29 protein-coding genes, 1 pseudogene and 3 riboswitches are annotated in these 25,971 nt (G+C 40.6%); of the genes and pseudogenes, 17 read left to right on the top strand and 13 right to left on the bottom strand.

Features of this window, described 5'->3' with window-relative positions; all coding sequences use genetic code 11:
* Positions 1-57: 57 nt before the first annotated feature.
* The 4 genes from ACYP5M_RS10875 to ACYP5M_RS10890 form a co-directional block, all read right to left on the bottom strand.
* The gene (locus ACYP5M_RS10875) at positions 58-369 is read right to left on the bottom strand and encodes a rhodanese-like domain-containing protein (protein WP_034309364.1); all 312 of its coding nucleotides are present in this window, start codon (positions 367-369) and stop codon (positions 58-60) included.
* A 161-nt stretch (positions 370-530) separates the two neighbouring features.
* A complete protein-coding gene (locus ACYP5M_RS10880; protein WP_101223042.1) occupies positions 531-1,559 on the bottom strand; it encodes an NADH:flavin oxidoreductase/NADH oxidase in 1,029 nt (342 codons plus the stop codon).
* A 165-nt stretch (positions 1,560-1,724) separates the two neighbouring features.
* The gene (locus ACYP5M_RS10885; protein WP_427571662.1) at positions 1,725-2,567 is read right to left on the bottom strand and encodes an aldo/keto reductase; all 843 of its coding nucleotides are present in this window, start codon (positions 2,565-2,567) and stop codon (positions 1,725-1,727) included.
* Positions 2,568-2,748: 181 nt separating this feature from the next.
* Positions 2,749-3,954, bottom strand: a complete 1,206-nt coding sequence (locus tag ACYP5M_RS10890) for an MFS transporter (protein ID WP_230176687.1) — start codon at positions 3,952-3,954, stop codon at positions 2,749-2,751.
* Between the two features lie 188 nt (positions 3,955-4,142).
* Here ACYP5M_RS10890 and ACYP5M_RS10895 point away from each other — a divergent pair, with 188 nt between their 5' ends.
* The 3 genes from ACYP5M_RS10895 (at position 4,143) to ACYP5M_RS10905 (ending at position 6,230) form a co-directional block, all read left to right on the top strand.
* A complete protein-coding gene (locus ACYP5M_RS10895) occupies positions 4,143-4,514 on the top strand; it encodes a winged helix-turn-helix transcriptional regulator (RefSeq protein WP_063232600.1) in 372 nt (123 codons plus the stop codon).
* A 229-nt stretch (positions 4,515-4,743) separates the two neighbouring features.
* Positions 4,744-5,049 (top strand): hypothetical protein, encoded by a 306-nt coding sequence (locus ACYP5M_RS10900; RefSeq protein ID WP_459735038.1) that lies wholly within the window; start codon positions 4,744-4,746, stop codon positions 5,047-5,049.
* A gap of 29 nt (positions 5,050-5,078) precedes the next feature.
* A complete protein-coding gene (locus ACYP5M_RS10905) occupies positions 5,079-6,230 on the top strand; it encodes a CAP domain-containing protein (RefSeq protein WP_459735039.1) in 1,152 nt (383 codons plus the stop codon).
* Between the two features lie 89 nt (positions 6,231-6,319).
* Here the strand turns inward: ACYP5M_RS10905 and ACYP5M_RS10910 are convergent, their stop codons facing one another.
* Positions 6,320-7,513 (bottom strand): nucleoside transporter C-terminal domain-containing protein, encoded by a 1,194-nt coding sequence (locus tag ACYP5M_RS10910; RefSeq protein ID WP_101223498.1) that lies wholly within the window; start codon positions 7,511-7,513, stop codon positions 6,320-6,322.
* Between the two features lie 166 nt (positions 7,514-7,679).
* Positions 7,680-7,780: riboswitch (purine riboswitch) on the bottom strand.
* Positions 7,781-8,034: 254 nt separating this feature from the next.
* Here ACYP5M_RS10910 and ACYP5M_RS10915 point away from each other — a divergent pair.
* Positions 8,035-8,739, top strand: a complete 705-nt coding sequence (locus tag ACYP5M_RS10915; protein ID WP_459735040.1) for a DUF421 domain-containing protein — start codon at positions 8,035-8,037, stop codon at positions 8,737-8,739.
* A 101-nt stretch (positions 8,740-8,840) separates the two neighbouring features.
* On the opposite strand, the gene ACYP5M_RS10920 is transcribed toward ACYP5M_RS10915, so the two are convergent.
* The gene (locus tag ACYP5M_RS10920; RefSeq protein ID WP_101223046.1) at positions 8,841-9,587 is read right to left on the bottom strand and encodes an alpha/beta hydrolase; all 747 of its coding nucleotides are present in this window, start codon (positions 9,585-9,587) and stop codon (positions 8,841-8,843) included.
* Between the two features lie 310 nt (positions 9,588-9,897).
* Here ACYP5M_RS10920 and ACYP5M_RS10925 point away from each other — a divergent pair, with 310 nt between their 5' ends.
* Positions 9,898-10,218 (top strand): PadR family transcriptional regulator, encoded by a 321-nt coding sequence (locus tag ACYP5M_RS10925; protein WP_101223047.1) that lies wholly within the window; start codon positions 9,898-9,900, stop codon positions 10,216-10,218.
* Positions 10,219-10,501: 283 nt separating this feature from the next.
* Here ACYP5M_RS10925 and ACYP5M_RS10930 read toward each other — a convergent pair whose 3' ends face one another.
* Together ACYP5M_RS10930 and ACYP5M_RS10935 are read right to left on the bottom strand one after the other, a co-directional pair.
* Positions 10,502-10,651 (bottom strand): hypothetical protein, encoded by a 150-nt coding sequence (locus ACYP5M_RS10930; protein WP_157831025.1) that lies wholly within the window; start codon positions 10,649-10,651, stop codon positions 10,502-10,504.
* A 21-nt stretch (positions 10,652-10,672) separates the two neighbouring features.
* A complete protein-coding gene (locus ACYP5M_RS10935) occupies positions 10,673-11,215 on the bottom strand; it encodes a VUT family protein (RefSeq protein WP_048687567.1) in 543 nt (180 codons plus the stop codon).
* Positions 11,216-11,265: 50 nt separating this feature from the next.
* Positions 11,266-11,308, bottom strand: a riboswitch (PreQ1 riboswitch).
* 250 nt (positions 11,309-11,558) lie between these two features.
* On the opposite strand from ACYP5M_RS10935, the gene ACYP5M_RS10940 reads away from it, so the two are divergent.
* The gene (locus tag ACYP5M_RS10940; RefSeq protein ID WP_459735041.1) at positions 11,559-12,041 is read left to right on the top strand and encodes an SRPBCC family protein; all 483 of its coding nucleotides are present in this window, start codon (positions 11,559-11,561) and stop codon (positions 12,039-12,041) included.
* A 28-nt stretch (positions 12,042-12,069) separates the two neighbouring features.
* Positions 12,070-12,510 (top strand): SRPBCC family protein, encoded by a 441-nt coding sequence (locus tag ACYP5M_RS10945; RefSeq protein WP_434167601.1) that lies wholly within the window; start codon positions 12,070-12,072, stop codon positions 12,508-12,510.
* A gap of 137 nt (positions 12,511-12,647) precedes the next feature.
* Here the strand turns inward: ACYP5M_RS10945 and ACYP5M_RS10950 are convergent, their stop codons facing one another.
* Positions 12,648-13,619: an HD domain-containing protein gene (locus ACYP5M_RS10950; protein ID WP_459735042.1), complete on the bottom strand. Its 972-nt coding sequence runs from the start codon at positions 13,617-13,619 to the stop codon at positions 12,648-12,650.
* A gap of 46 nt (positions 13,620-13,665) precedes the next feature.
* Positions 13,666-13,965, bottom strand: a complete 300-nt coding sequence (locus ACYP5M_RS10955; protein ID WP_434167603.1) for a hypothetical protein — start codon at positions 13,963-13,965, stop codon at positions 13,666-13,668.
* A 225-nt stretch (positions 13,966-14,190) separates the two neighbouring features.
* Here ACYP5M_RS10955 and ACYP5M_RS10960 point away from each other — a divergent pair, with 225 nt between their 5' ends.
* Together ACYP5M_RS10960 and ACYP5M_RS10965 are read left to right on the top strand one after the other, a co-directional pair.
* Positions 14,191-14,760, top strand: coding sequence for a TetR/AcrR family transcriptional regulator (locus ACYP5M_RS10960; RefSeq protein ID WP_434167604.1), 570 nt, complete (start codon positions 14,191-14,193; stop codon positions 14,758-14,760).
* A 50-nt stretch (positions 14,761-14,810) separates the two neighbouring features.
* The gene (locus ACYP5M_RS10965; RefSeq protein WP_434167605.1) at positions 14,811-15,158 is read left to right on the top strand and encodes a DUF4260 domain-containing protein; all 348 of its coding nucleotides are present in this window, start codon (positions 14,811-14,813) and stop codon (positions 15,156-15,158) included.
* Positions 15,159-15,210: 52 nt separating this feature from the next.
* Here the strand turns inward: ACYP5M_RS10965 and queE are convergent, their stop codons facing one another.
* The 3 genes from queE to queC are packed head-to-tail and all read right to left on the bottom strand — an operon-like array spanning position 15,211 to position 17,067.
* Positions 15,211-15,939, bottom strand: coding sequence for a 7-carboxy-7-deazaguanine synthase QueE (gene queE / locus ACYP5M_RS10970; protein WP_434167606.1), 729 nt, complete (start codon positions 15,937-15,939; stop codon positions 15,211-15,213).
* Entirely contained in the window at positions 15,932-16,402 is a 471-nt protein-coding gene (queD, locus tag ACYP5M_RS10975) for a 6-carboxytetrahydropterin synthase QueD (protein WP_101223055.1), read from the bottom strand. Before queD ends, queE begins: the two co-directional genes overlap by 8 nt.
* Positions 16,402-17,067 carry a 7-cyano-7-deazaguanine synthase QueC gene (queC, locus tag ACYP5M_RS10980; protein WP_101223056.1) on the bottom strand — a complete coding sequence of 222 codons (666 nt, stop codon included), beginning with the start codon at positions 17,065-17,067 and terminating at the stop codon, positions 16,402-16,404. The genes queD and queC overlap by 1 nt, the downstream gene beginning before the upstream one ends.
* A 55-nt stretch (positions 17,068-17,122) precedes the next feature.
* A riboswitch (PreQ1 riboswitch) is annotated at positions 17,123-17,165 on the bottom strand.
* 185 nt (positions 17,166-17,350) lie between these two features.
* On the opposite strand from queC, the gene ACYP5M_RS10985 reads away from it, so the two are divergent.
* The 8 genes and pseudogenes from ACYP5M_RS10985 (at position 17,351) to ACYP5M_RS11020 (ending at position 25,971) form a co-directional block, all read left to right on the top strand.
* On the top strand, positions 17,351-19,030 hold the full coding sequence (locus tag ACYP5M_RS10985) for a methyl-accepting chemotaxis protein (protein WP_434167607.1): 1,680 nt from the start codon (positions 17,351-17,353) through the stop codon (positions 19,028-19,030).
* A gap of 438 nt (positions 19,031-19,468) precedes the next feature.
* Positions 19,469-19,684 (top strand): hypothetical protein, encoded by a 216-nt coding sequence (locus ACYP5M_RS10990; protein WP_101223058.1) that lies wholly within the window; start codon positions 19,469-19,471, stop codon positions 19,682-19,684.
* A gap of 785 nt (positions 19,685-20,469) precedes the next feature.
* Positions 20,470-21,651, top strand: coding sequence for a poly-gamma-glutamate synthase PgsB (gene pgsB, locus ACYP5M_RS10995; RefSeq protein ID WP_101223059.1), 1,182 nt, complete (start codon positions 20,470-20,472; stop codon positions 21,649-21,651).
* A gap of 15 nt (positions 21,652-21,666) precedes the next feature.
* A complete protein-coding gene (pgsC, locus tag ACYP5M_RS11000) occupies positions 21,667-22,116 on the top strand; it encodes a poly-gamma-glutamate biosynthesis protein PgsC (protein ID WP_048687555.1) in 450 nt (149 codons plus the stop codon).
* Positions 22,117-22,126: 10 nt separating this feature from the next.
* A pseudogene (locus tag ACYP5M_RS11005) lies at positions 22,127-23,403 on the top strand (CapA family protein).
* Positions 23,404-23,472: 69 nt separating this feature from the next.
* Entirely contained in the window at positions 23,473-25,056 is a 1,584-nt protein-coding gene (locus ACYP5M_RS11010; RefSeq protein ID WP_459735043.1) for a gamma-glutamyltransferase family protein, read from the top strand.
* Between the two features lie 67 nt (positions 25,057-25,123).
* Complete coding sequence (locus tag ACYP5M_RS11015) at positions 25,124-25,273, top strand: CapE family protein (protein WP_157831026.1); 150 nt, start codon at positions 25,124-25,126, stop codon at positions 25,271-25,273.
* 68 nt (positions 25,274-25,341) lie between these two features.
* Entirely contained in the window at positions 25,342-25,971 is a 630-nt protein-coding gene (locus ACYP5M_RS11020; RefSeq protein WP_459735044.1) for a poly-gamma-glutamate hydrolase family protein, read from the top strand.

The raw sequence follows: 25,971 nt of genomic DNA on the forward strand, positions 1-25,971 counted from the left end.
AAACCGTCACATTCCTGGATTTACGCTTACAAAAGTAACAGGTCTTTTTGAGGAACCTCACTTAACGATGACTTCGCCGTCCCATTCAAGCATTCCGCCAACCATGTTTGCCACTTTATATCCTTGTTCCTGAAGATAATGGCATACATTTTCACTTCGGCGTCCTGAACGGCAGATAAAAATATATTCTTTTTCTTTATCAAAATAGTCAAGGTTTGCCGGGATATCATTCATGCGAATATGTTTAGCGCCTTCGATCATTCCCTCTTGCACTTCTTCGTCTTCACGAACATCGACAAGTTCCATCGCTTCTCCTGCCTCAAGCTTAGCTTCCACTTCTTCAGTTGTAATGATTTTGATTTCTTCCATAATTAGCACCTCGAATTATCGTTTGATTTATCTTTTTCATTATAGCAAAATTTCCAGTTAAACATCACGTAATCGATTTCCTGATGAAAATTCCCTCAAGCCTGACTGTAAAAACGCCGGCGAATATATTATTCGCCGGCGTTTTAAAGCATGAATTCGTATTAATGCTTGAATCCCAGTTGATATTGTTCAGGGATCTCCGTTTTTTTATTCAAAGCTTTAGATGCTTCCAATGCCCAATAAGGGTTTCGCAGCATTCCTCTGCCGACGGCAACCAAATCCGCTTCTTCATTACCTATGATTGAATTTGCAAGAATCGGATCATCTAATCTACCTACGGCAATCACCGGAATATCCAAAGCTTTTTTGATTTCCCTGGCCAACGGAGTTTGATAGCTGGCATGGGTACCAGGCCTTCCGTCTGCTCCAATCGGGCCTTCTCCTCCAGAGCTCACATGGAACATATCGACGCCTGCTTCTTTAAAGACTTGTGAAAATGCAATGCTTTCTTCAATACCATATCCGCCTTCAACGTATTCTTTTGCAGAAATGCGCATGATTAAAGGCATGTCGGCAGGCATTTCGCTTTTCACTGCTTTAATGACTTCCACTCCGAATTTTGTCAGGTCTCTTCCATATTCATCATCACGTTTATTCGTAAGCGGTGATGTGAATTGGTGGATTAAATACCCGTGTGCACCATGTAATTCGATTACGTCAAATCCTGCTGTAACTGCCCTTCTGGCCGATGCCCGGAATTTATCGACCATTTCCTTCACTTCTTCCGTTTCTAAAGCTCTTGGTGTTTTGTACGTTTCATCAAACGCAATGGCTGATGGTGCCACCGGCGTTTCCGCATCCTCCGCTTTACGGCCTGCATGGGCAATTTGTATTCCGATTTTTGCACCGTATTGATGAACTTCCTTAACGATGTTGGAGAAAGCCCCAATTTGATCGTCGGACCATAATCCAAGATCGCGATTCGAAATGCGCCCATCAGGCTCCACATCGGTCATTTCAACTATAATTAACCCCGTACCGCCAACTGCCCTGCTTACATAATGCTGATGGTGCCAATTCGTTGGTATACCATCTTCCGCTTCGACGGAGTATTGGCACATCGGCGGCATGACGATCCTATTTTTCAGTTCAAGTTCTTTTATGCGATAAGGTGAAAATAAATCATTCATAATTTTTTATCTCCTTTTTTATATAATGCATGCACATGCATTTATATCATCCCAGTAATACTGTGTCAACTAATCAGATTCCCGAAGCTGTCATTGTAAATTCCGATGCAGAAATCCATAAAAAAAGAGAAAGACGGATATCCCGTCCCTCTCCTTCATACTTAATTAAAAGTCGAAATTATCAGGATCTGGACCAACACGGTGATTCTGATTCAATCCATCAATTTGGTTCATTTCCTCTTCTGTCAATTCGAAATCGAATACAGTTGAGTTTTCGACAATACGATGTTCTTTAGTTGATTTTGGAATCGTTACAATCCCATTTTGTAAATCCCAGCGTAAAATGACTTGTGCAACAGACTTGCCATGGTTGGTCGCAATTGCTTGTAATACTTCATTATCCAGCAGTTCACCTTGCATCAAAGGAGACCATGCTTCAAGTTGTATTCCTTGTTCCTTACAAAATGCCTGAACTTCTTTTTGAGTTAAACGCGGATGGCATTCCACTTGATTGACCATCGGCTTCACTTCTGCATCTTCCATCAAATCTTTTAGATGGTGAATTTGGAAATTGCTCACACCGATCGCCTTTACTTTTCCTTCTTTATATAAAGTTTCTAACGCTCTCCAAGCTTCTTTATATTTCCCTTCCACTGGCCAATGGATAAGATATAAATCCAAGTACTCCAAGCCAAGTTTCTTTAAGCTTTTTTCGTAAGCCGCGATTGTTGATTCATATCCCAAATCAGCATTCCAGACTTTTGATGTTACGAATAATTCTTCCCTCGAGATTCCAGCTTCTTTCAATCCCTCACGAATCCCTTGTCCAACCCCTTCTTCATTTTCATAAATGGCAGCCGTATCGATGCTGCGATAACCATGTTTAATGGCCACTTTAACTGCATTTACCAGCTCCGGTCCTTCTTCCACCTTAAATACGCCCAATCCGAACCAAGGCATTTTAACTCCATTATGCAACGTAGTTGTATCTTGTAAATTTTTCACCATTATACTCTACCTCCAAATTTTCTCTTCATTGTTTTTTAAGATTGTAATGCGTTTAAGTATCAGTATCATTACATCCCTTCAAGGAACCTTCCATCATTCGCTGAAGGGATGCAATGATACTTGGTTATTGATACTCTAAACGCATAGCATGCTTTTTCTAACATGCATCACTTTTTCATTCCTATGCTATTTTGTCCGTTCCCTTGGTACGGTCTTTACTTTCCAAGGCCCGACTCAAGCCTGTTAAAATCACTGCTGCAAACACCATGACTCCACCTATCCACGCTGTATGGATCAGTCCGATCGAATCGGTAATCACCCCTCCTAAGTAGGCACCAATGGCGATTCCCGCATTGAAGGCGGCAATATTGATGGCTGACGCCACGTCCACTGCACTCGGCACGAAACGCTCCGCTAACATGACGACATAGACTTGAAGCCCTGGAACATTCATGAATGCAAACAATCCCATTAAAATGATCGTAATTAAACCAGCTATCTTAAACGGTGCCGTGAAGGTCAAGACCACCAGTACAATGGCTTGTATAAGAAACATATAGAATAGGGCATTAATAGGATTGCGATTGGCCAATTTCCCGCCGAGAGTATTCCCTATCGCTATGGCTACTCCATATACTAGCAAAATCAAGGCTACAGTTCCTTCTTTAAACCCTGTTACTTCCTGAAGTAATGGCGACAGGTACGTGAAGACAACGAATGTACCTCCGTATCCTAACGCTGTAATGATGAATACTAACAGCAAACGTCCATTCGTCACCAATTTGATTTGGTCACGGAACGTCGTCCGTGCAGCTTTTCTTAAATCGGATGGGACAAGGATGCCATTTCCGATGAAAGCTATCAGGCCGATTGCCACAATGATGATGAAAGCGAATCTCCAGCCGAATTGCTGCCCGATGAACGTTCCAAACGGAACTCCGGTCACCGTTGCCACCGTTAGACCTGTGAACATGATGGCGATGGCACTCGCCCTGCGGTTTTCAGGGACCAAATCAGCCGCAATCGTAGCGCCGATCGACATGAAAATACCATGTGCAAGCGCTGAAATGACACGTGCGATCAATAATACACTGATCGTGGTCGCAGAAGCCGCCAATGCATTTCCGGCAATGAACACGACCATGATCCAAAGCAATAAGGTCTTTCTCGACATATTCGATGTAAGGGATGTAAGGATAGGTGCCCCGAACATGACCCCCAAGGCGTATAGAGATACCGTCAACCCCGCCGTCGTGACTGTAATGTGTAAATCTTTAGAAATGAGCGGTAATAATCCCACGCTGATGAACTCGGTTGTTCCAATTGCAAAGGCGCTGATCGCTAAAGCGAGCAATGCCCATGTACTTCTATTTTTATTTGAAATCATATCCTCTTCTCCTTCTTGTTGTTTTGTACTATCATTGAAATTGCCTAAGCAACTTTTTTTATAAATGGTACAGTGGAATTCGGTGTGCAAATGTTATTATGAGATATAATACAAATAAAAAACAGTACGTACTTTAAAGTAATATAGGTACCTTAAAGTTCCTATAAAATAAGGAGAGTATACAAAACATGCAAAAAAAGAAGTACAATATATCCGTTGAAGCAACACTGGAAGTACTGGGCGGGAAGTGGAAATGCGTAATCCTCTGCCATCTGACTCACGGAAAAAAGCGGACTAGTGAATTGAAGCGCCTAATGCCAAACATCACCCAAAAAATGCTGACTCAACAATTGCGGGAGTTGGAACAGGACGGTGTCATCAATCGGATCGTTTATAACCAGGTCCCCCCAAAAGTGGAATATGAATTAAGTGAGTATGGACAAAGCCTGGAAAGCATCCTATCCGCACTATGTACGTGGGGGGAAAACCACATAACCAGGGTGTATGGTGATAAGTTTTCCGTTCTAGAGGAAAGTGTATTGAATGATCAATTAAAGTAATCTTAAACAAAAAGGATTAGCTTGAGGTTGCTAATCCTTTTTTGTTTATAAAGAATTCTCCTGGTTTAACCAATAATTAAAGCTAGCCCCATATTCCCATAAATTCCCCATCGTAAGATGCACCTGTTTTATCCCCCTCCTTCTTTTTGGTATAATATGTAATATCACATCATTTAAAGTTTTTATTTTTTAATCGAAGAAGTATAATGGTGAAACCAAGGAGTGACATATGAGGGTCTTATTAGAATTGATACGCATCATATTAATATTCGGGATAGCCGGCACAATCATTTCGAGCATTGTAAACGGCATATATATAAACATAGGAGTGAATCAGTATGGCTGGCTAGGATCGATTGCGATACTGATTTTATTATTCGTCTGGTATAGAAATAAACTTCAGTTCAGTGGCTGGTACTCGGGAAAAGGGAAGGAAAAGCTTCCAAAAACAGCCTCACAAATACTCATTCTGTGTTCACTATTTTTGTTATGTGCCCCAGCTGTCTTAAGTTTTGTGCCGATGATCTTTCATTAAACGGGATTTAAATCCTGGATAGAGCAGGAGTGATCGATTTGCGGAAATTGTTTAATATTGTGGTCCTCATACTCCTACTCTCTGGATTATGGTATGGATATGGTAAAGATATTCAGGAGTCTGGATTCAAAGCAGGGGTTAGTGCCTTTGCTTCAGATGTTCGTTCCATTATAAACGGGCCCGAGGTTTCAACCGCTTTGGAAAAACTGAGTACTGGAGTCAGCAGCCTGATTGGCTCGCTGTCGGAAACATTGGATACCGCTTCTGAAAAAGAATTGCAGGAAACGGAAAAAGTGAAAAAACCAGCACTGGAAGCACCTGCCGATGCATCCTTCTCAGTCCGTAATATCGAAATTGGCGATACGAAGGATGATGTAGAAAAATTGGCTGGTAAAGCAAAACGGAATACGCGAAATGAATATGGCGTGGACTGGTTCGCCTATCACCAAAATTATCAAAATTTCTTCATGGTTGCCTATGATAACACCAATAAAGTTGTTGGTTTATATACGAACCAAGATTTGATTTCCTCAAAGGAGGGCATTAAACGCGGCACCCCCAAAGAAACCGTGACTGGGAAAATGGGGGAGCCTGTAACAAAACTGCTTAAAGGAAACGTCTATTACCAAATTCGAAGTGACAGCGGCGAATACGATATGTTTGAAATGGATAATAGCTATGTGACCATTTTTTATGACAAACATGAGAAAAATACAGTCACGGCAATCCAAATCATCGACGCAAAACTCGAAAAGCAAAAGAGCGGCTATTTTGCAGAAGCCGGTCCCGGATTAAAGAAGGGCTTTGAATATCAATTATTCGATTTGACCAATGCCTCACGGGTCAATCATGAGCTCTCAGTGCTTTCATGGGATAAACAAGTGAAGGTCACAGCACAGGATCATAGTTCAGATATGGCCGTGAATCAATACTTCAACCATACAAACCTTGAAGGAGAATCCCCTTTTGACCGGATGGAAGATGACAAAATCAATTTTCGAATGGCTGGGGAAAACCTGGCTGCCGGTCAGAATAGCAGTATCTTTGCCCATGAAGGCCTAATGAATTCCATTGGACACAGGGAAAACAAATTACAGAAGGATTTTGAATCGCTCGGTGTCGGAGTTGCCTTCGATGAGGAAGATAAACCATATTATACGGAAAACTATTTGACGAAATAAACGAAAAAGCTGTGCAAGGGAAAACCTGCACAGCTTTTTTCATATAAAAGAGGGCACCCATTCATAAAAATGGATGCCAATGTGTTAAATCACCAAACGAATAATCCAACGACCATGGCACTTAGCAAGGAAACAGCCATCCCGCTAACCAGCAGCTTCCAAACATTCCTTCCGATAATGTTCGATTTCTCATCATTGAGAATGGAATTGAATGTTCCATAAATCATGCCCACTGTACTGAAGTTGGCAAATGACGTCAGATAAGTGACAGCCACAGCAACTGTATGCGGAGGCAGTGTACTGACTTTATCTTTTAAATCGAGCAAGGCAACGAACTCATTTGTGGCAAGCTTGATTCCCATCAATTGAGCAACATACATGGCATCATGTCCAGATAATCCAAGCAAGAATGCAAATGGACTAAAAATGACAGAGAAAATCTTTTGAATGGTCAATCCATCCACGAAGAAACCGAAAATGCCGTTTACGCTGGCCGTTAACGCCACATAGCCGATAACCATTGCCATGATAACGAAGACCATTTTGGCCCCAACCAGCATACTGTTGGAAATGGTGGAAAAGAAATCTTTACGTTCCTCCTTGGAAGGTACATAAACGACGTCTTCTTCTTTACTGACATCGACAGGATTCAGCATGTTAGCTATCAGCAGGGCATTTAAGCAATTCAAAGGTATCGCTACAAAAACATAGGTTGCCGGTACCATGGACAGGTAGGCTCCAATGATTGAACCGCTGATGCTGCTCATGCTCATGATTCCAAATGTCAAAAGACGCTGATCCTTAATCGCACTGAGCTGAAGGCGGAGTACGGCAAGTGCCTCAGTATTTCCTAGGAACATCATCTGAATCGAAAAGAAACTCTCAAGTTTTGGCAATCCGGATACTTTTGAGATGAGCCATCCCACTTTATCAATGATCCAGGTAAGAATACCGAAATACGATAAAACATCAAAAAACGTGATAATGAAGATAATTGGCATCAATGCGCTGAAAAAGAAATCCACTTGTTCATTTGCCATAAGTGAAGGAAAGACAAAAGAAATCCCTTCATTCGCACATTCAATCAACCAGGTGAAGAATGAAGCGATCAGATTAATGACCCACGCCCCAATTTTTGTCGATAACATGAACCATGTGATAAGCAATTCTAGAACCAGCAAGGTAAGAATGGCTTTCCACTTAACGTTCCTTTTATTAGGTGAACAAAGGTAAACGATGCCCATTACAACTAAAACACCTAATATATTCAATAAGAAATACATGCTTTCATCCCCTTTGGCTATATCATTTCCCATTCGTTTTTTTTATATAAAAAGCCCTCACCTTTTTACACCTTCAGCCGCTGGAAGAAAGTGTGAAAAAGTAAGAGCATCCATTCAAACATGTTATATGGATCACAAGCGAACCAACATGAACTTGTCCATCTCTTCTATATTCATACTTCCTTGTAGTCCGGCATTACGGCTGCCAGGTAGAAACTATCAGACCATCGTCACTGATATTATACAAGGATATTTTTTAAATAAATTTCTTAGGAAAGATATCATTTTAAATCAGTTTATTTTTAATTACAATACGTTTTAAAGTTGTTATATTAATATAAATTTTTTGAAAACATTTAAGAAAGTCTCAGAAGGACCGAGGTTGGGTAATACTTAAGAAGGAGGTGGCTTAAACTATAAACGGCCCCATCTAAAGATGTCTTAAATACGCTCCCAGTTGTTTCAATTCATCCTACTGACCATTACATCTCCTTTAAAGGAAATAAGGACGTGAATTTTTTGTGGACTTTTTTAATAGCCAGGAAACTCTTACTGCAATCCAGTGGACTTTAAGAGCCATTATATCCTTCTTCTTCTTACTTTTTTCAGTTAAATTGATGGGGCAACGGTCCATTTCCCAGTTAAGATTACTTGATTTCATAATGGCATTAATTATTGGAAACATTCTTGCCCACCCTTTGTCAGATGAACAGTTAGGTTTGAAGGGCTCAATGATTACGACCTTTGTGTTAGTGATTTTATATATAATTAGTGTGTTTACGGGTCTTAAGTGGGGTAAACTCCGAAGGTTTTTTGACTCCGCCCCCTTTCCACTTATCGAAAATGGACAAATCATTTACAAAAGCTTGGCACGGGCCCGAATCTCGATCGATTTTTTATTATCGGAATTAAGAAAAGAAAAAGTCAAAGATATTCAAAAAGTATCACTCGCACTATGGGAACCAGGTGGTACCATTTCATTGTTCTTATATCCTCAATATGAAGCGGTAACCCCAGCAGATATGCACCTAGCAACAAATGCCTTCACATTTCCTAAAACGATTATTAAAGAGGGAAAGATTGATTCTAAAGAATTAAATCGGGGCGGCAAGGACGAAGCATGGCTGAAAAACAGAATCAAAATAACATATAATGCCGACGTGAACGATATTTTATTGGCAACTATTGACAATAACGATGCCTTAAATGTCTTTTTCTACAAATAAATCTTCAGCCAAAGTAAAATCCCCTCAAGTATAGTGTAAAGCCTACTTATGAATGAAGGCTTTACACAGTTTTACTTAAAGGGGATTTATCAACTCGCTTATTACTCCGACCAGTTCAGTGTATTTAAGAACTTATATACATCTTCATACACCTGTTCACGTTCCTTGCCCAATGTGATAATATGACCTGAATTTTCATACCATATCAAGTGTTTATGCTGCGTATCGACTTCATTGAAAATCGCTGTAGCACTCTCCGTATAGTCAGGATCATCCAAGCGCCCTTGTAAAACAAGCGTTGGTGATGTGATTAAATCTAAATTTTCACCTGTCTCATTTATAATATTCAGCACATCTTTAAGTTGAGGCATAGGCTCTTCTTCCAGCAGCTTCACTTCTGCAGCAATTTGGTCTGCATTTTTGCCCTCAAACTTCTTATAAGCCTGTGCATAATTGAGCAAGCGGTTCTTTTGTCGATCGATACTTTTCCCTTGCGTCGGAGCGCACATTGAAACTACGCCTTTTACAGGCAATTCAATTCCCACTTTTAATGAGAAAACTCCTCCTAAGGAAATTCCTACAACAGCAATTTCTTCATAGCCTTCTTCTTTAAGGAATTTATAGCCATTAACTACATCTTCCCACCATTCCTTTGGACCAGTCTTAACGAGTTCCTCACCAGACACTCCATGCCCTCTATAAAGAGGTCCGTGGCAAGTATAGTCAAGATCATTCAAGTATTTCCCTAATTTCTTCATATCTCCTGTACTTCCGGTAAACCCGTGAAGTAAAAGAACAGCTCTCTTTCCACCAATATATGTGAATGGCTCTGGTGCTTTCACTTTCATCTATCTAGGACCTTCTTTCTTTGCTCTTGTTGATAAATAGAATCTAAATGATTTTTGAAAAAAAATCAATTAATACCCCTTGAGTAGTGATTCTTCTATCCTATTCCGTATTTTCATTAAAACAATTAAATCATGTATATAGTATCCTTACCACACTCTTCACAACTCATCCGTTCCGAAGCACATTTTACTATGATTAAATTTATTTAGCAATCGTCATTTAACCATTTTTTTTTAGAAAAGTAAAATGCACCTTGTGATACGATGTACAACGTATTACACTTTAGAAATGAAAAGGAGGAGAATTTATTTGGATAAAGAATTAATGAAGGGAAGCATTGACCTCCTTTTGCTTTCACTTCTTTCACAAAAAAAGCTATACGGCTATGAAATCACGAAAATTTTGAAGGAAATGAGCATGGGCAAATATCAAATAAGTGAAGGCACCCTCTACTCCGCCCTGAAACGGTTAGAAAAAAAAGAATTCATAAAAGGCCATTGGAAAGAGTCCGAGTCAGGCCGCAGGAAATATTATCATGTCACCGAAAATGGACAAACCGAACTTGAACGGAAGCGAGAATGCTTTTTCTTCCTCGAAAAATTAGTTCGGAAAACCACAGAGCAATTCTAAACAAAATACAAAGCTTCCTAGCCCCATTAATGGAACGGTGCAGGAAGCTTTTTTTGATGTTTACTCGTGAATTCATGCGGCACTCTTGTGTTCGCACTGTTTACTCGTGAATTTGCGCTGTTTACTCGTGAGTTTCGCACTTTTACTCGTGAGTTTGGACTGTTTACTCGTGAATTTTGCACTTTTACTCGTGAATTCGTACTGCACACTTAGTTCGCACTATTTAATCGTGAGTTTTTCACGTTTACTCGCGAGTTACTCCGTTAACGCGCAAAAAAAGGACCTATTTTGGTCCTTTTTTGTCAATTCCTTTATGCTTGCGATAATTGGCGCAGGAGAGCTTCATGCATTCCCCTTGAACATGGGGGCCATATTTTTCACGAAAGGCCTCGAGGCAATAGCATTTATCTTCTTCCTTTTTGGTTCCTTCCATCGAGTGCACCCCTCCTGGCATTTAACTGGAGACTACACGTTTCTCCAGTTCTACGTTGATTCGTCCCAACAGTACGGCACCAATTGACTGTATGATGGTTTTAACGATGATTTGCCCGATGACCGCAGCGGGTACTGCTTCCCATGGCAATATATTGGCACCCAGTGGACTTAGGCCAATCACGACAAATATCACCGAATCGAAAAATCCTCCAACGATCCCGCTGTAAAACACCCTCCAACTCATCGGAAGCTTTAAACGGGTATAAATTTCCGTGTCCGCCGTTTCTGCGACCACAAACGATAATGCGGAAGCAAATACAATCAGTAACGTATCCCCTAATAAAAATGATACACATGCAGATAGAATAAGTGCAGTGACGATACATATATAGGTCTTCGCGCGGCCGAATTTATTCTGGACCAGATCTCGGAAGATGAAGGTTCCCCCGATGAGCAATGTCCCCATCGGGATGATGAACATGCCAAAATGTAATGGCGCAAAAGCTGCTGTAACCACATTCGCCGTGATTATGGATACTAAATACAATAAAATTCTTAACATTTCTTAATTCTCCTTATACAGAAAAAACAGCACCCTAAGAAAGAGCACTGTTCTCCTTAGTTTTTTTGAGAGGGTAGCTAGAACCTCTTCCGCCCGGGCGGATTATCATTTTCCTCATTTATCGTAGCTTGAAAACGATTGGAAATCAAGAAGTTTCCATATGGCCCTTTTATGTCACGGAGAATCCGATATTAGCAATTCACTTCAAATCTTCTTCAATGCAATGACTTTGCCGATTTCTGTCGCAAAAAACTGCTTGACCGCCTGTATATGAAAGCCGAAAATCAATGATAGAGTCATGTTACGATCTTGATACCTTATTTGGCGAGGAGGAAAAAGAATTATGAAAAAAACTACGTTTGTCTATCCTATTTATATCGCAAGCACACCAGAGAAGCTTTGGGAAGCCTTGACGAGTGGTGAAGTCACGAAGAAATATCACTTTGGATTGCAAGTACAGTCTGACTGGCAAGAAGGGGCAGCCGTTAAATATTTGCTGGAAGATGGGCGGATTACTGATCATGGTAATGTACTTAAATGCGAGCCGTTGCACCTGCTCTCGTTTACATGGATCATGGCAGGAGACGAAACACCTCGCGAGCAGCCTACACGGGTCACTTTTGAATTACAGAAAATGGGCGATTCGACTGTGAAGTTAATTCTTAGGCATGAGGAGCTTTTGAAGACAGATTTCGTATATGATGACAATACCTATGAAGGCTTGAATAATGGATGGCCAGCCATTCTAAGTAACCTGAAGAGCTTGCTTGAAACTGGACGGACACTGCCGTCAATATCAGTAGATTGGGATAGTGGAAAACAATAAAAACAAATCGAAAGAGAGTTGTTTTAGTATGGATACCCAAATAATCACGAAATTTAAGATAATCAAGCCAGCTAATGAAGTGTTTGAAGCCATAGTGAATCCTGAAAAAATCAGGAATTTCTGGTTCTCATCGAGTTCGGAAAGATGGGAACAAGGCAGGACACTTACATTGAGATACAACGAATACGATGCTGAAGTGGTCATTAATGTAATGGAAGTTGAGGAAAATAGGAAAATCGTGTTTGCGTGGGGCGGAAATGATCAAGAAACGATTGTTACCATTACACTAAAAGAGATGGATAAAACGAGTACAATCATTGAAGTAAACGAATCAGGATTGAGTGAGGACGACCCTGAAATAATAAACAAAATGATCGGACAAAAAGAAGGTTGGGTTTATACATTAACCTGTTTAAAGGGTTATTTAGAAAATGGCGTTAATACTTTGAGAGCATCATTGGTTTTTTAATTATTAAAGGGTGCTGGTTCAGATGTATAAGGCATCCGTTAAGCAAGCTCCTTCCTAATGTCGATTGTCTAAATCAACTAAGGGAGGAGACCTAGATGTTCCCGAGAAAAAACTGCCCGTATGGTTTGACACGAAATTCAATCGGAAATCACTTTTAGATACATGCCCTTTGAAGCTTTTTTGTAGGCTTCAATTCCCATTTTCTTGACTTTTTCCGATAAACTGGATGATATTACCAATTGGGTTCCTTGAATAACTGAAGGATCTATCAGGCGCATTTTATTTTTCCGATGTATATCGTATTCCACTTGATCTTCTTTCAACTTTACATTACCATGGATCCGTTTTAACAGGTTTTGAACTTCATGGTCTTCAGTGAAGCTTAACAAGCACATGACTTCTTCATCTGTACCGAGTAAGTCATCAAGGCTGATCAGTTTTTTTGCTAAAGCCACTTTTAAGGTCTTTGCCAAGATATCATAGCCATATATATTAAGTGGGTTCATGAAAAAATCAATAACTTCGCTGTAATACGTTTTCACAAACCATTCCGCCGATTCAATATTATCCAGATACATCCTTCCATTTATTATGATTACATGTTCTAGAAATTCTTTAATGGCTTCGATTGTGATATGTCCATATTGATACATATCCCGGAGCGTATAATCTACCCGATCGGCACATAACTCAGGTGCTGGCTGTTCAAGCAATTCCCATTTTGATTGAAAAATGACTTTACGATCATATCCAAATTCCTTCAGTATAAATGGGATTTCGGATTCCATAATGACTTGTTCATATATTTTTTCATGATAATCTTCATCCTTACAATCCAGAACGAAATCAATTACATGTGAGAATGCAGTGTGGGATACGTCATGCAGCAAGCCCGCGATTTGTTCCTCCAATGAACCTCCAAGCGCTTTTATTAAAAGCATCACACCAATTGAATGGTCAAATCGTGTGACATCCCACTTCTCATTAACTAAATAACTTGCCCCGCCTTGATGTATCCCCTTCAATCTTTGGACCGGTTTGCTTACTATCAGCTCTTCCAGAACTCCCTCTACAATGTGTTCCCCATAGATACTATCCGAAACTATCAATAACTGCCGCCTCCACCATTAGTTTACTCATTACAGACAGGTGATTTCACTGATTTTTTTCTGTAAAAATTATTTCTCCCTTTTGATTTTGCTCATATTGCTTTTTTACCAAATTTTCCAATTCCTCTTCATCATTCAAATCGACATCACTCGGATTGACCTCATCAACTCCATCTATGATCATCATTTCATTTATTATTACCTGATCTCGTGGATACACTTCAAAAATGTCTTCTACAGGAATTGTTTTATCTTTATACGGTTTATTGAATAAAAAAAAGCCGTCAAGACTATGAAAATTGATGCCAAAATACCGAATTTCTTTTTCATTTATCCATCCCCTCAAAGCTCCAATAATATCCTTATAATACCATATAGGGGTATTAAAGTTAAAAATAAAAACGCTGCAATGTCCTGCTCCCCTTTGCAACACTAGGGGAATTCCGCTTCAATAAATGGTAAAGTTTATCTTTAAAAACAGGAATTATTATTCAATCTAATATTTGACATTTGGAAATCAGTGAGCTATCATCCTAATTAACCAGTGGTCAATTAATAAGGAGGTGACAAGATGTCGCCAAGGAAATCGGCAGGTAAAGAATTATCCAGGGACATGGTGTTGAATGAAGCTAGAAACCTTTTTGCAACGTTAGGGTATTCTAATGTCTCCATGAGGCAATTGGCTAAATCATTGGATTGCAGCCATGGAGCCATTTATTATCATTTTAATAATAAGGCGGAAATATTTTATAGTTTGGTAAAAACGGATTTCTCCGTTTTAAATAATTTAATCGATGCTATCATCATGTCGGAAAATGATTCTTCTGTAAAAATGGAAAAGATTTTATTGTGCTTCTTGGAGTTCGGTCTAACCCAACAAAATCATTATTCCATCATGTTTTTATCGAAGGAAAAAGAAATTCAGCAGTTACTTCAATTTGATTCTAATAAAACATACGAAAAGCTAATCCAGTCCCTGACAGACCTAACGGACAACAAATTGAATCCTGCATCCATATGGTCGATTTTTCTTTCTCTTCACGGATTCATAACTTTTTATATTAATTCTGAGCTAACTTATCAAGATGTAAAAGGCCTAGCTTATTTTCATGTAAAAAATATCATCAGGAACATCATATAATTTTTTGAATATTATTGACCATAGGTCAATTAAACATTGGAGGTTTTAATATGGTAAAGAAATACCTTCATATTGAAGGACTCATGGTCCTTGTAGCGGTGATTTACATCTATTCGTTATATGAATTCAGCTGGTGGATTTTCCTTCTATTGATTTTATCGCCTGATGTTTCCATGCTGGCCTACCTGATCAATGATCGGATTGGAGCAAGGGTTTATAACTTATTTCATACTTATACTCTGTCCATCTTCATGATTTTGCTAGCCATTTTTCTAAAGTCGGATGCATTGATGCTGATTGGTTTAATTTGGACCGCGCATATTGGAATGGATCGCTTATTTGGATATGGCCTTAAATACACATCATCCTTCAAAGCTACACACATTCAAAGGTTGTAATAGCTTAAAAGGCAGTGTGATTACGCATCACACTGCCTCCGCTCTCTTTTCTTTATACGCCCCGCTTGTTACCCCATATATAGGTATGCAGCTGGGGCAGGACTTTCACATCATTCAATTCATCATCTGTTATCACTTTATCAATTAACTCTTCGTACTTCTTCAATAGGCCGCTGATCAATTGCCGATCATCCGCCGTCCTGCTGTCGTCATTGCCGACCTGCAGATAAAAAGGAATTTCCGGGTAACGCCCATGTACATGTTTGGCATATTGATAATCTTCCTCGTTAAAGACGACGATTTTCAATGAGACATGGTTTTCAGGATTTCGATTGGCAAGGTTCGAGATGATTTTGTCGAGCACCGTAAAGTCGGTGTTCATTCCAGAGCTCGGCGGCTTAGGTGAAATAGTCAGTTCATCAATATCGAGAAACCAATCCTGCCATCGGCTCCCTTGGGTTTCGACACCTATTTTCATTTTATTTTCATGTAAGATCGCTATCAAGCCGTTTAGGTTTTTCAGCAGAGCCGGGTTTCCTCCTGATATCGTAACGAAGGAAAAAGCGGAACCCCCAATACGCTTCAGCTCATCCCATACTTCTCTAGCAGTCATCTGGACGGTATCTTCCTTACCGGAGCCATCCCATGTAAATGCGGAATCACACCAGGCACACGAATAATCGCAGCCGGCCGTCCGAACGAACATGGTTTTTTGGCCAATGACCATTCCCTCTCCTTGGATGGTCGGCCCAAAGATTTCCATAACCGGGAGTTTACTCACTTTCCATCCACTCCCGTCTGGCTTCTGCATAGCTTGTCGGCGTTTCGTACAGTCGAACAAATTCGACTCTAGCACCTTCATATTCTTTTAATGAAAGGGATTCGGCCATTTTTTCATAAATCCAGACAACCATATTTTCAGCTGTTGTATTCATGAGCGGCAGGGTTTCATTCAAATAACGGTGATCCAGGTGGATTTCAATTTCATTTTTCCATATATCCTTGATGTCCCCAAAATCTATCATCAACCCGCGTGAATCTGTATACCCGCTTAATCCGAAAATGACCTTATACGTGTGGCCATGCAGGTTCTTGCATTTTCCTTCATAATCATGCAGATGGTGTGCCGCATCAAAGGTGAATTCCTTACTCACGAGAACCCTCTTGTTCGTATACTTCAATTGGCTGCGCTGAATATCTTCATCTATTTTTTGGAGTTTATCCACTATCGTAAAACCGTACATCATGAAAGCACCTTCCGTCTGCTTACATAGTCATCCAGTCCTTTTTTCCGCAGATTACATGCCGGACAATCTCCACAGCCGTCGGAGATGATTCCGTTATAGCAAGTCAGGGTCTTTTCGCGCACAAAATCGAACGCGCCTAGCTGATCCGCTAGCTCCCATGTTTCCTCTTTATTAAGCCACATTAGCGGCGTATCAATGACGAATGACTGGTCCATCGACAAGTTCAAGGTCACATTCAATGATTTAATGAATACATCGCGGCAGTCCGGATATCCGCTGAAATCCGTTTCACAAACACCGGTGACAATATGTTTAGCGCCAATCTGACTCGCCAGCACTCCGGCAAACGAAAGGAACAGCAAATTCCTCCCTGGTACGAACGTCGACGGCAATTCCCCTTCTTCTCCGTCCGCCACCGCAATATCACTTCTCGTCAGCGCATTTGGTGCCAGTTGGTTCAGCAGCGACATGTCAAGGATATGATGGTTTATGCCCAATTCCTTGGCAATGTTTTGAGCGCATTCGATTTCCAAGCTATGCCGCTGGTTATAATCGAACGTCACCGCTTCCACTTCCTCAAATCTCTCCATCGCCCAGAACAGGCACGTCGTACTGTCCTGACCTCCGCTAAACACAACCACTGCCTTTTCTTTCTTCTTCATTTCTATAAAACTCCTTTTTACGGAAAAAAACAGCACCCTAAGAATAGAGCACTGTTTCTCCTTAGTTTTTTTGAGAGGGTAGCTAGAACCTCTTCCGCCTTAACGCGGAATATTATATTTTTCCAAATCAATAGTAACTTGAAAACGATAAGAAATCAAGATGTTTATATTAAGAGAACATTGGATCTGATGGAAAATTTGGTTAACTTTTCATTGCTTAAATATCCTTTTATTTATCCGATAAAACAGTGTGAATAAAATATCGATAAAGGGGTCCAATAATTTGAAAAGCATTAAAGCAAAGGTATTGGTGGCATTTTCACTCATCATATCTTTATGTGTCATCTTAGGAGCATTCAACATCTACAGCAGCAACAAGTCACTGGTATATTCCCAGGATATCATCGAAAAGGAGCTTCCGCTTCTTATCCAAGACGAAAAGCTGCTATACAATCTAGCACAAAGAACCGCATACGCCCGGGCATATATTCTTTATGGTGACGAGAGTTATAAAGAAGGGTTCTTACAATATACCGAAGAAAGCCAGGTCATCCAGGAGGATCTCCTTGCCTTAAGCGATTCTGTTGAAGCGAAGGAATTAATCGAGAAAAGCGTGGATTGGAGGACGATGATTGTAGACCGGGTGTTTCCACAATATGAAAATGGAAATGAAGAACGCGCTAAAGAGATACTCGAAAATGAAGTGGCGCCAATAAGCAATGAAGTTATGGAGGGTTTCAAGGAGCTTGTTTCGGAACGCGAGGAATTGATTGTCGCTTCAGGTGAAACCGTCATCACCAGCGGGAAATCGGTTAAGACGACAAGTATCATCATATCCATTGCGGCAGTCCTTATCGGCCTTGTCCTTGCGGTTGTCACTGCCAACCTCATTACCACCCCCCTCCTTAAAATCAGAGATAGGATGAAAATGGTGGCTGCAGGAGAGCTGAATCATGAGCCCCTGGAGCAAAAGTCAAATGATGAAATGGGCGAACTAACGGTATCCGCCAATCAAATGCAGAAAGACCTTCGTGATACGATTGAAAAAATGCTCATTGTTTCGCAATCCGTTTCCAACCAAAGCGAAGATCTGACTCAATCAGCAAATGAAGTGCAGCAGGGCAGCAAACAGATAGCGACTACTATGTATGAACTTTCGGAAGGTTCGGAGTCACAAGCCAACCGGGCATCTGAAATGGTTCGCATCATGGATGATTTCACCGGCAGGATTAAGCTTGCCTACATAGAAGGGGTGGATGTAGCTAACAGTTCAACCGAAATCCTTTCCTTGACCAAGGAAGGCACCACTTTAATGCGCAGTTCGGTCCAACAGATGCAAAGTATTGATGGGATTGTCAAAGATGCCGTAGAGCAAGTGAAAGGGCTCGATTCTCAATCACAGCAAATTTCGCAGCTTGTGCAGGTCATCAAGGATATATCCAATCAAACTAATCTATTGGCGCTGAATGCAGCCATAGAAGCTGCTCGTGCTGGTGAACATGGCAAGGGCTTTGCTGTCGTCGCCGATGAAGTGCGGAAACTCGCTGAAGAGGTCACAGACTCCGTTGGGGATATCACCAATATTGTCTCCGCCATTCAAACAGGTTCAAAAACGGTTGTCCACTCCCTAGAAGATGGTTATACTCAAGTGGATGAAGGCACGAAACAAATCACGCTCACAGGGCGAACCTTTGAAACAATCAATCATTCTGTCGGGAATATTGAAATGAAAATACTGCATATAACAGACGAATTGAACTACATTTCCACAAATAGCCAAATAATCAATCAGGCAATCGAAGATATCGCAGCCGTTTCTGAAGAGTCCGCGGCAGGAATCGAACAAGTCTCCGCCTCCGCTCAGCAATCCAGCTCTTCGATGGATGAAATCACGAATCATGCCAGTGAACTTGCATCTTCGGCAGAACTGCTCACTGAACAGGTTAAGAAGTTCCAATTATGACACTAGCAATTTCCCGAATGCGGGAAATTGCTTTTTCCCTTCCATTATAAGGTTTGTTTCATTTTCGTATATTCGGGGAATAAATAACTATACACAATAATGAACCATTAAAAAACAAATCTATCAGAAGCGGCTGGAAGTGAATATTTTCCTTTGTTTTCAGAATATTTAGTGTATAATTGATTAAAGGAATATTTTAACTTAAATATTCATCACTTCCAATACCTGCTACTGCAAATCCCGACATTTCCTTTCAACATGCACGAGAACATATACCCAGTAAGGTTCCATTGCATGCTTTCTCTCGAATCAAGCCATTCACAACTTTATTCACACAAAAACACGATTCCCACTTCAAATTTTTTAAAAAGGTTAAATTTCATTAATGATATGATACTATTAAACCAAGACCTTTTAACCCCATAAGGAGGAATTCATATGAAACGTTTTTTCAAATTCATAACAGATTTTAACGAAAGAAAAGCACTGGAACGGGAAACCGATGAATTCTTTCGCAAAGAATACGAAAATTATATGAAGATGAATCCTGACAATCAAGGAAAAAGAAGGAGATTAACTCCTAGATTTTATGTGATTGATGGCGGTAAAAAGGGCTCCAACCTTGAAATTTCTGACAGAAAGAAATCCAGTTGACCTGATTCCTTCCATAATCAGCTACCCAGGCTGCAGCTCAAGACTCCCCAACGTTAAATCTCCAGATGAACGGAGATTCGTGACCATTCCATTATTTTCAATATATAAGCCGAAAGCTCAGAAATGCTTCTGGGCTTTTTTATTTTGCATTCATCTATAAACACTATATCTATAGAAGAAACTAGGTATTTTTTTAAAAAATGGGTTAACTTTAGTTTATTTCATGTTTTAGGTAAAAGATCAATGATAGACCCATGGGTATTACCTAAGGAAAAAACCGGTAAATATCAAAAAAAAGAGATGTGTTCTTTTACTCATCTTTATCCATATTCAAAAGAGTTCAACTAATTGAGTCGTTAGATGCAATATTTCACATTGAATTACAAATGCATAAAAATTGTTACGTTTATGTCAAACAATGGGTAGAAACAATTAATAAACTGTAATAAACCTCACTTTTCAAAAACAATTATTATTCAAATATAGCCATTATGAATTAGGTTTAAATGCTCATGAATCTATTTTGATTCTAACCAAAATGGGTTTTTATTAAACTTTCCATAATTTAGTGTAAATAAACCGAGGATTCCCTTGATTTCCAGCCATATCTTTGTACTCATAAAACAATTTATCCCATTAGATACTATTACACTCCAATATACATTTATTTGAAAAAGCTGATAATAACTATATTGCAATAGAATAATTGACTCTTGCCTATTAAGTTTAAAATCATGTAGTGTGTATTCAGTAAATCAAATATTTAAAAAAAGAGAGGTTAAAAAATGGCACCAATATTTATTTGTGCGATCTTTTTGCTTGGCTATGGCATTTTCGAACAAAAGCGCCATCAGAAGCGTCTCGACTCCATCCCGGTACGTGTGAATGTGAATGGGATCCGAGGGAAATCGACTGTAACGCGTCTGATTACAGGTGTGATCCAGGAAGCTAAGTACAAAACAGTAGGTAAAACAACCGGTACATCAGCAAGAATGATCTATTGGTTTACCGACAAGGAAAAACCGATTGTACGCCGACCGGAAGGACCCAACATAGGAGAACAACGGCGTGTAATTAAAGAAGTTGCCGATTTAGGAACCGAGGCGTTGGTTTGTGAATGTATGGCCGTACAGCCTGACTATCAACTAATCTTCCAAAACAAAATGATCCAAGCAAACATCGGGGTCATCGTGAATGTATTGGAAGACCATATGGATGTCATGGGACCGACTTTGGATGAGGTTGCTGAAGCCTTCACCGCTACCATTCCCTATAATGGTCACTTAATAACCATCGAAAGTGAATACTTGGACTTTTTCAAGCAAATTGCCAAAGAACGCAACACAAAAGTGATTGTTGCAGATAACTCCAGAATTTCGGAAGAATTTCTACGCGAATTCGACTATATGGTATTTCCGGATAATGCATCCCTGGCATTGGCCGTTGCGGAAGCTTTGGGCATTGATGAAAAAACAGCATTTCGCGGCATGTTGAATGCGCATCCCGATCCAGGTGCCATGCGGATCACCAAATTCGGAGATCCCATCCAGCCAACTTTCTTTGTCAATGGCTTTGCTGCCAATGACGCGTCATCGACGTTGAACATCTGGGAACGAGTCAATACATTCGGATACAGCACAGAACCTCCTATCGTCATCATGAATTGCCGTCCCGACCGTGTGGACCGTACCGAGCAATTTGCTAGAGATGTATTGCCTTACATAAAATCTGAAATCGTCATATCCATTGGTGAAACCACATCACCGATCACTCGGGCATTCGAGCAAGGTAAATTGGATACAAAAGAGTATTGGGATTTGGAAAACTGGTCAACTGAAGAAATCGTGGCCCGCCTCCGCCCAATGATGAAAAATCGCATCGTCTACGGTGTCGGGAATATTCACGGTGCAGCGGAACCATTAATTGAAGCATTCATGAAATCTAAAACGAAGCAAAAAGCGAGTTAAGTAGGAGGAACCTTAATGTTTGGATCGGATTTATATGTAGCCCTAGTGCTAGGAGTTACGCTTAGCCTTATATTTTCAGAAAAAACGGGTGTCGTACCCGCAGGACTTATCGTGCCAGGTTATTTGGCATTGGTATTTGACCAATGGGAAATCATGCTGACCATCCTGATCATCAGTGTCGTAACTTATTTAATCGTCACTCATGGTCTTTCAAGATGGGTGATTTTATATGGAAGAAGAAAATTCGCAGCCATGATGGTGACCGGGATTTGCTTGAAGCTCCTATTGGACTTAGTCTACCCCGTCATGCCATTTGAAATATTCGAGTTTCGGGGAATCGGTATAATCGTACCTGGATTGATAGCGAATACGATTCAAAGACAAGGAATGCCATTGACACTTGGCAGCACGCTTTTATTATCCGGCTTGACTTTCGGTTTAATGAACGTGTACTACCTATTCTGAGGTGCAAAAAATGAAACGGACTTTAAATGCAAAAGAAAAAACACTTATCTTTATTAAACGCACTAAGAAAAAGAATCTTAAATACTCTGGAATCATACTACCTATATTACTAATCGCTTTGGTCATCACCACTTGGATGGGACGGGCTGAAGAAGTGAAAACAACCGCTCCAAAATCCGATCAACCATTGACTATGACAATGGTCGGTGATGTGATGATGGACGTTATGTTGAAGAAGTGACGGAAAGGCACGGGTATGAATACCTCTTCCGGTATATGAAGCCATATTTCGCCAATTCGGATTATGTCAGTGGGAATTATGAACATACCTCTTTAAAAGAAGAGGTATCTAACTACAAGGAAGCAGATACGCCCATCCGGTTAAACTCCAATACTAGTGGTGTGGAAGCCGTTAAAGATGCTGGCTTCTCTGTGATGTCTTTGGCAAATAACCATATGATGGACTATGAAGAACAAGGACTCCTTGACACGATTGATGAATTCAAAAGTGCAGATATGCACTATGTCGGTGTTGGATCGAACACTGCGGAAGCTAAAAATAGCATCGACTATGCGGATGTTGATGGCGTACGTGTCGCAACACTTGGCTTCACAGATGTTTACGGTAAGGATGCCGTGTCAAAAAATGATAAAGCCGGACTATTGAACTCCAACCCTGATTTATTATTTGAAATGATCGGCAAAGCAAGGAATGCCAAGCAAGGCAACGCAGACTTGGTTGTGGTGAATATGCACTGGGGACAAGAGTATTCAACATCAACCACCGCTCGTCAAAAAGACTTGGCTAAAGCTATCATCGATGCGGGGGCTGACATCATCATCGGCCATCACCCCCACGTGCTTCAATCGTTTGATGTTTATAAAGATGGAATCATTTTTTATAGTTTAGGAAATTTCATATTCGATCAAGGCTGGACACGCACAAAGGATTCGGCCATGGTTCAATACCATTTAGCGGAAGACGGAAAAGCTACAATCGATGTCGTTCCACTTCAAATTGAAGAAGCAACACCAAGGCCAGCTACCTCTTCAATCGACAAATCACGTGTTTACCGGCAGTTGACGAAGGAAACGAGTAAAAAGGTCCAGTGGTCGAAAAAAGAGGATCGCATCGAGATTACCTTGGATCACAAAAAGGTAATCGACCATAAGGCACAGCGTGAACAAGAAGCAAAAGCAGCGAAGAAAGCAAAGGAAAAGAAAAAAGCTGCACAAGAGAAAAAGGCAGCACAAGCTATACAACAGGACATGCAGCCCATTCAGTAAGGATCGATTGGATACTACTATGTGAAAAGAGAAACAACTTGGAAGCTCAACGAGAAGGGGGAATAATCGATGATTAACCGTATGACGAGAAAAGTGCTCATTCCCATTAGCATACTCATATATATTGCTGGATGTTCGAAGACACCCCCTATTTCTGACACGAATGATCCGATAGAGAGTAAAACGGAACAATCATATGGGGTCAGTTCTTCAAACCCAATCGCAATAGATGTAGGGATGGATATATTAAAAAATGGTGGAACGGCGGCGGATGCCGCCATTGCGGTATCCTATGTATTAGGTGTAGTTGAACCTTATGGATCTGGCGTGGGTGGCGGCGGCGGTATGCTGATTGCCCCGGAATCCGGCGATCCCAATTTTATCGATTATCGTGAATCCTCTCCGGAAGACCCAAGTTCAAGACACGATACAGGGATTCCAGGCTTAGTGGCCGGCATGCAGGTTATAAGTGATAAGTATGGGAGCGTACCGATGGAGGATCTTCTTCAGCCGGCGATAGATCTGGCTGAAGACGGATTTGAAGTCGACAAATCGTTATCATCACGCTTAGAAGCAGCTCAGCCAAGGATATCTTCCGATGCGACTTCTCTTTTTTATCCTGATGGTGATGCCATTGAACCAGGCAAAACTCTCGTCCAAGAAAGACTTGCTGAAACATTGAAGCAGATTCAAAAGGAAGGTCCTGATGGTTTTTATAAAGGGGAAATTGCACGGGATATTAAAAGAGAATCAGATATCGACTTGATGGATTTAAAACGCTATGAGGTGAAGGAACGTAAGCCGGTCCAAGGAGCATTTGCCGGTTATGATGTTTTTACCGCCCCTCCGCCCTTTTCAGGAATTACAGTTCTTGAAATGTTAAAGCTCGCCGAGGAAATGAACCTAGGTGATTCTTCAAGCAAATCAGCTTATATGAAAGTCTTGGGGGGCATCACGGATACTGCTTATCAAGATCGGTCCGCCCATGTTGGAGATGGAATAAGTCACTCTAAAGCGGAAAAATTGCTCTCCCCCATTCATTTGGATAATCTTAAAAATAAGATCAAAAGTGAAAAATGGGACGATAAAGAATCGAATGGTTCAGAAGAACATGAAAGTACGACACACTTTGTGATAATGGACAAGTATGGCACTGTCGTTTCCACAACAAATACGCTCAGTAACTTTTTCGGATCTGGGGATTATACGAATGGATTTTTCCTTAACGATCAATTGAAAAATTTCCGGTCCGGCTTGAATTCTCAAGAGGCATATAAACGGTCAAGAACTTTCACCGCTCCGACCATTCTCAAGAAACCAGGGCAGGAATCGATTGGGATCGGCTCACCAGGCGGGGATAGGATTCCGCAAGTATTGATGCAGGTTCTTTATTCTTACACAGAGAATGAAGGCCCATTTCAGGATATCGTCGACCGTAATCGGTTCGTCTTTGATGGAAAGAAGATTTATACAGAATCCAGGCTTTCGGATGAAACAATATCAGAATTGGAAGATTCAGGATATGAAGTCATTCAGAAGATTTCCCCCATGTATTATGGCGGTGTTCAAGTACTTGTTAAAAACGAGAAAAATGGACAATTATCCGGAGCAGGGGATAAAAGAAGAAATGGAAGCTGGAAAGCTCAGCAATAAACGAGCAATCCAGCTCCTCCTTTTCTAAATATCATATGAATTTTAGATATATAAGGGGACGTAGAATATGAATATCGTAAAAAAAATAACAAGCTGGGTCATACCCGTTTTTATAATAGCGGCCCTGCTTGTGACCATGAATACGTTTAAACGGACAGAAACTTTAACACCCGACGAGCAAAAAAAGATAGAACAATATACGACTGTCGAAAAATGAAAAAAGCCGGGGCATCCCCGCTTTTTTTATTTTGCCGTCAACGGGTGAAAGATATACGGAGGATAACCATGAAGGAAAATAACTATACTGATTTTATTGAACTAGAGCAAAATGAACAAGAAGACCTCGATTACCGTATCATCGTTCATCACAGGAATCCTGATATTGCAGTTCTAGCCATACATGGCGGGAACATCGAACCAGGAACTAGCGAGATTGCAGCCGCACTCGGAGAGAGACTTTGTGCAAGCACCTATCTATTCGAAGGTCTTAAACCAAGGGGCAACCAGGTCCTCCATATAACATCCCGCTTGTTCAATGAACCGATCGGCGTTTCAATGGCAGCGAACGCACAAACCACCCTTTCCATCCATGGCCACTACGACGTACATAATGCGCTGATTTACATTGGCGGAAGGAACGAACCCTTTAAGAACCTGATACAGCAATGCCTCAACAAAGCTGGATTTCAAAATGCTCATGCACCGCAGCACCTTTCAGGGATGAAAGGAAACAACATCACCAACATATCCAAAACGGGTGCAGGCGTGCAATTGGAACTTTCCACTAAGCTTAGAAAAAGCTTTTTCAAAGGTGATGACTTTACCAGTAAAAACAGGGTCAATCACTGTGATCTTTTTAAACGGTTCGTTACTGCCATTGAAAAAGCGACTCTTGAATATAAACAGATTGAATGA

The sequence above is a fragment of the Peribacillus sp. N1 genome (assembly GCF_054600815.1).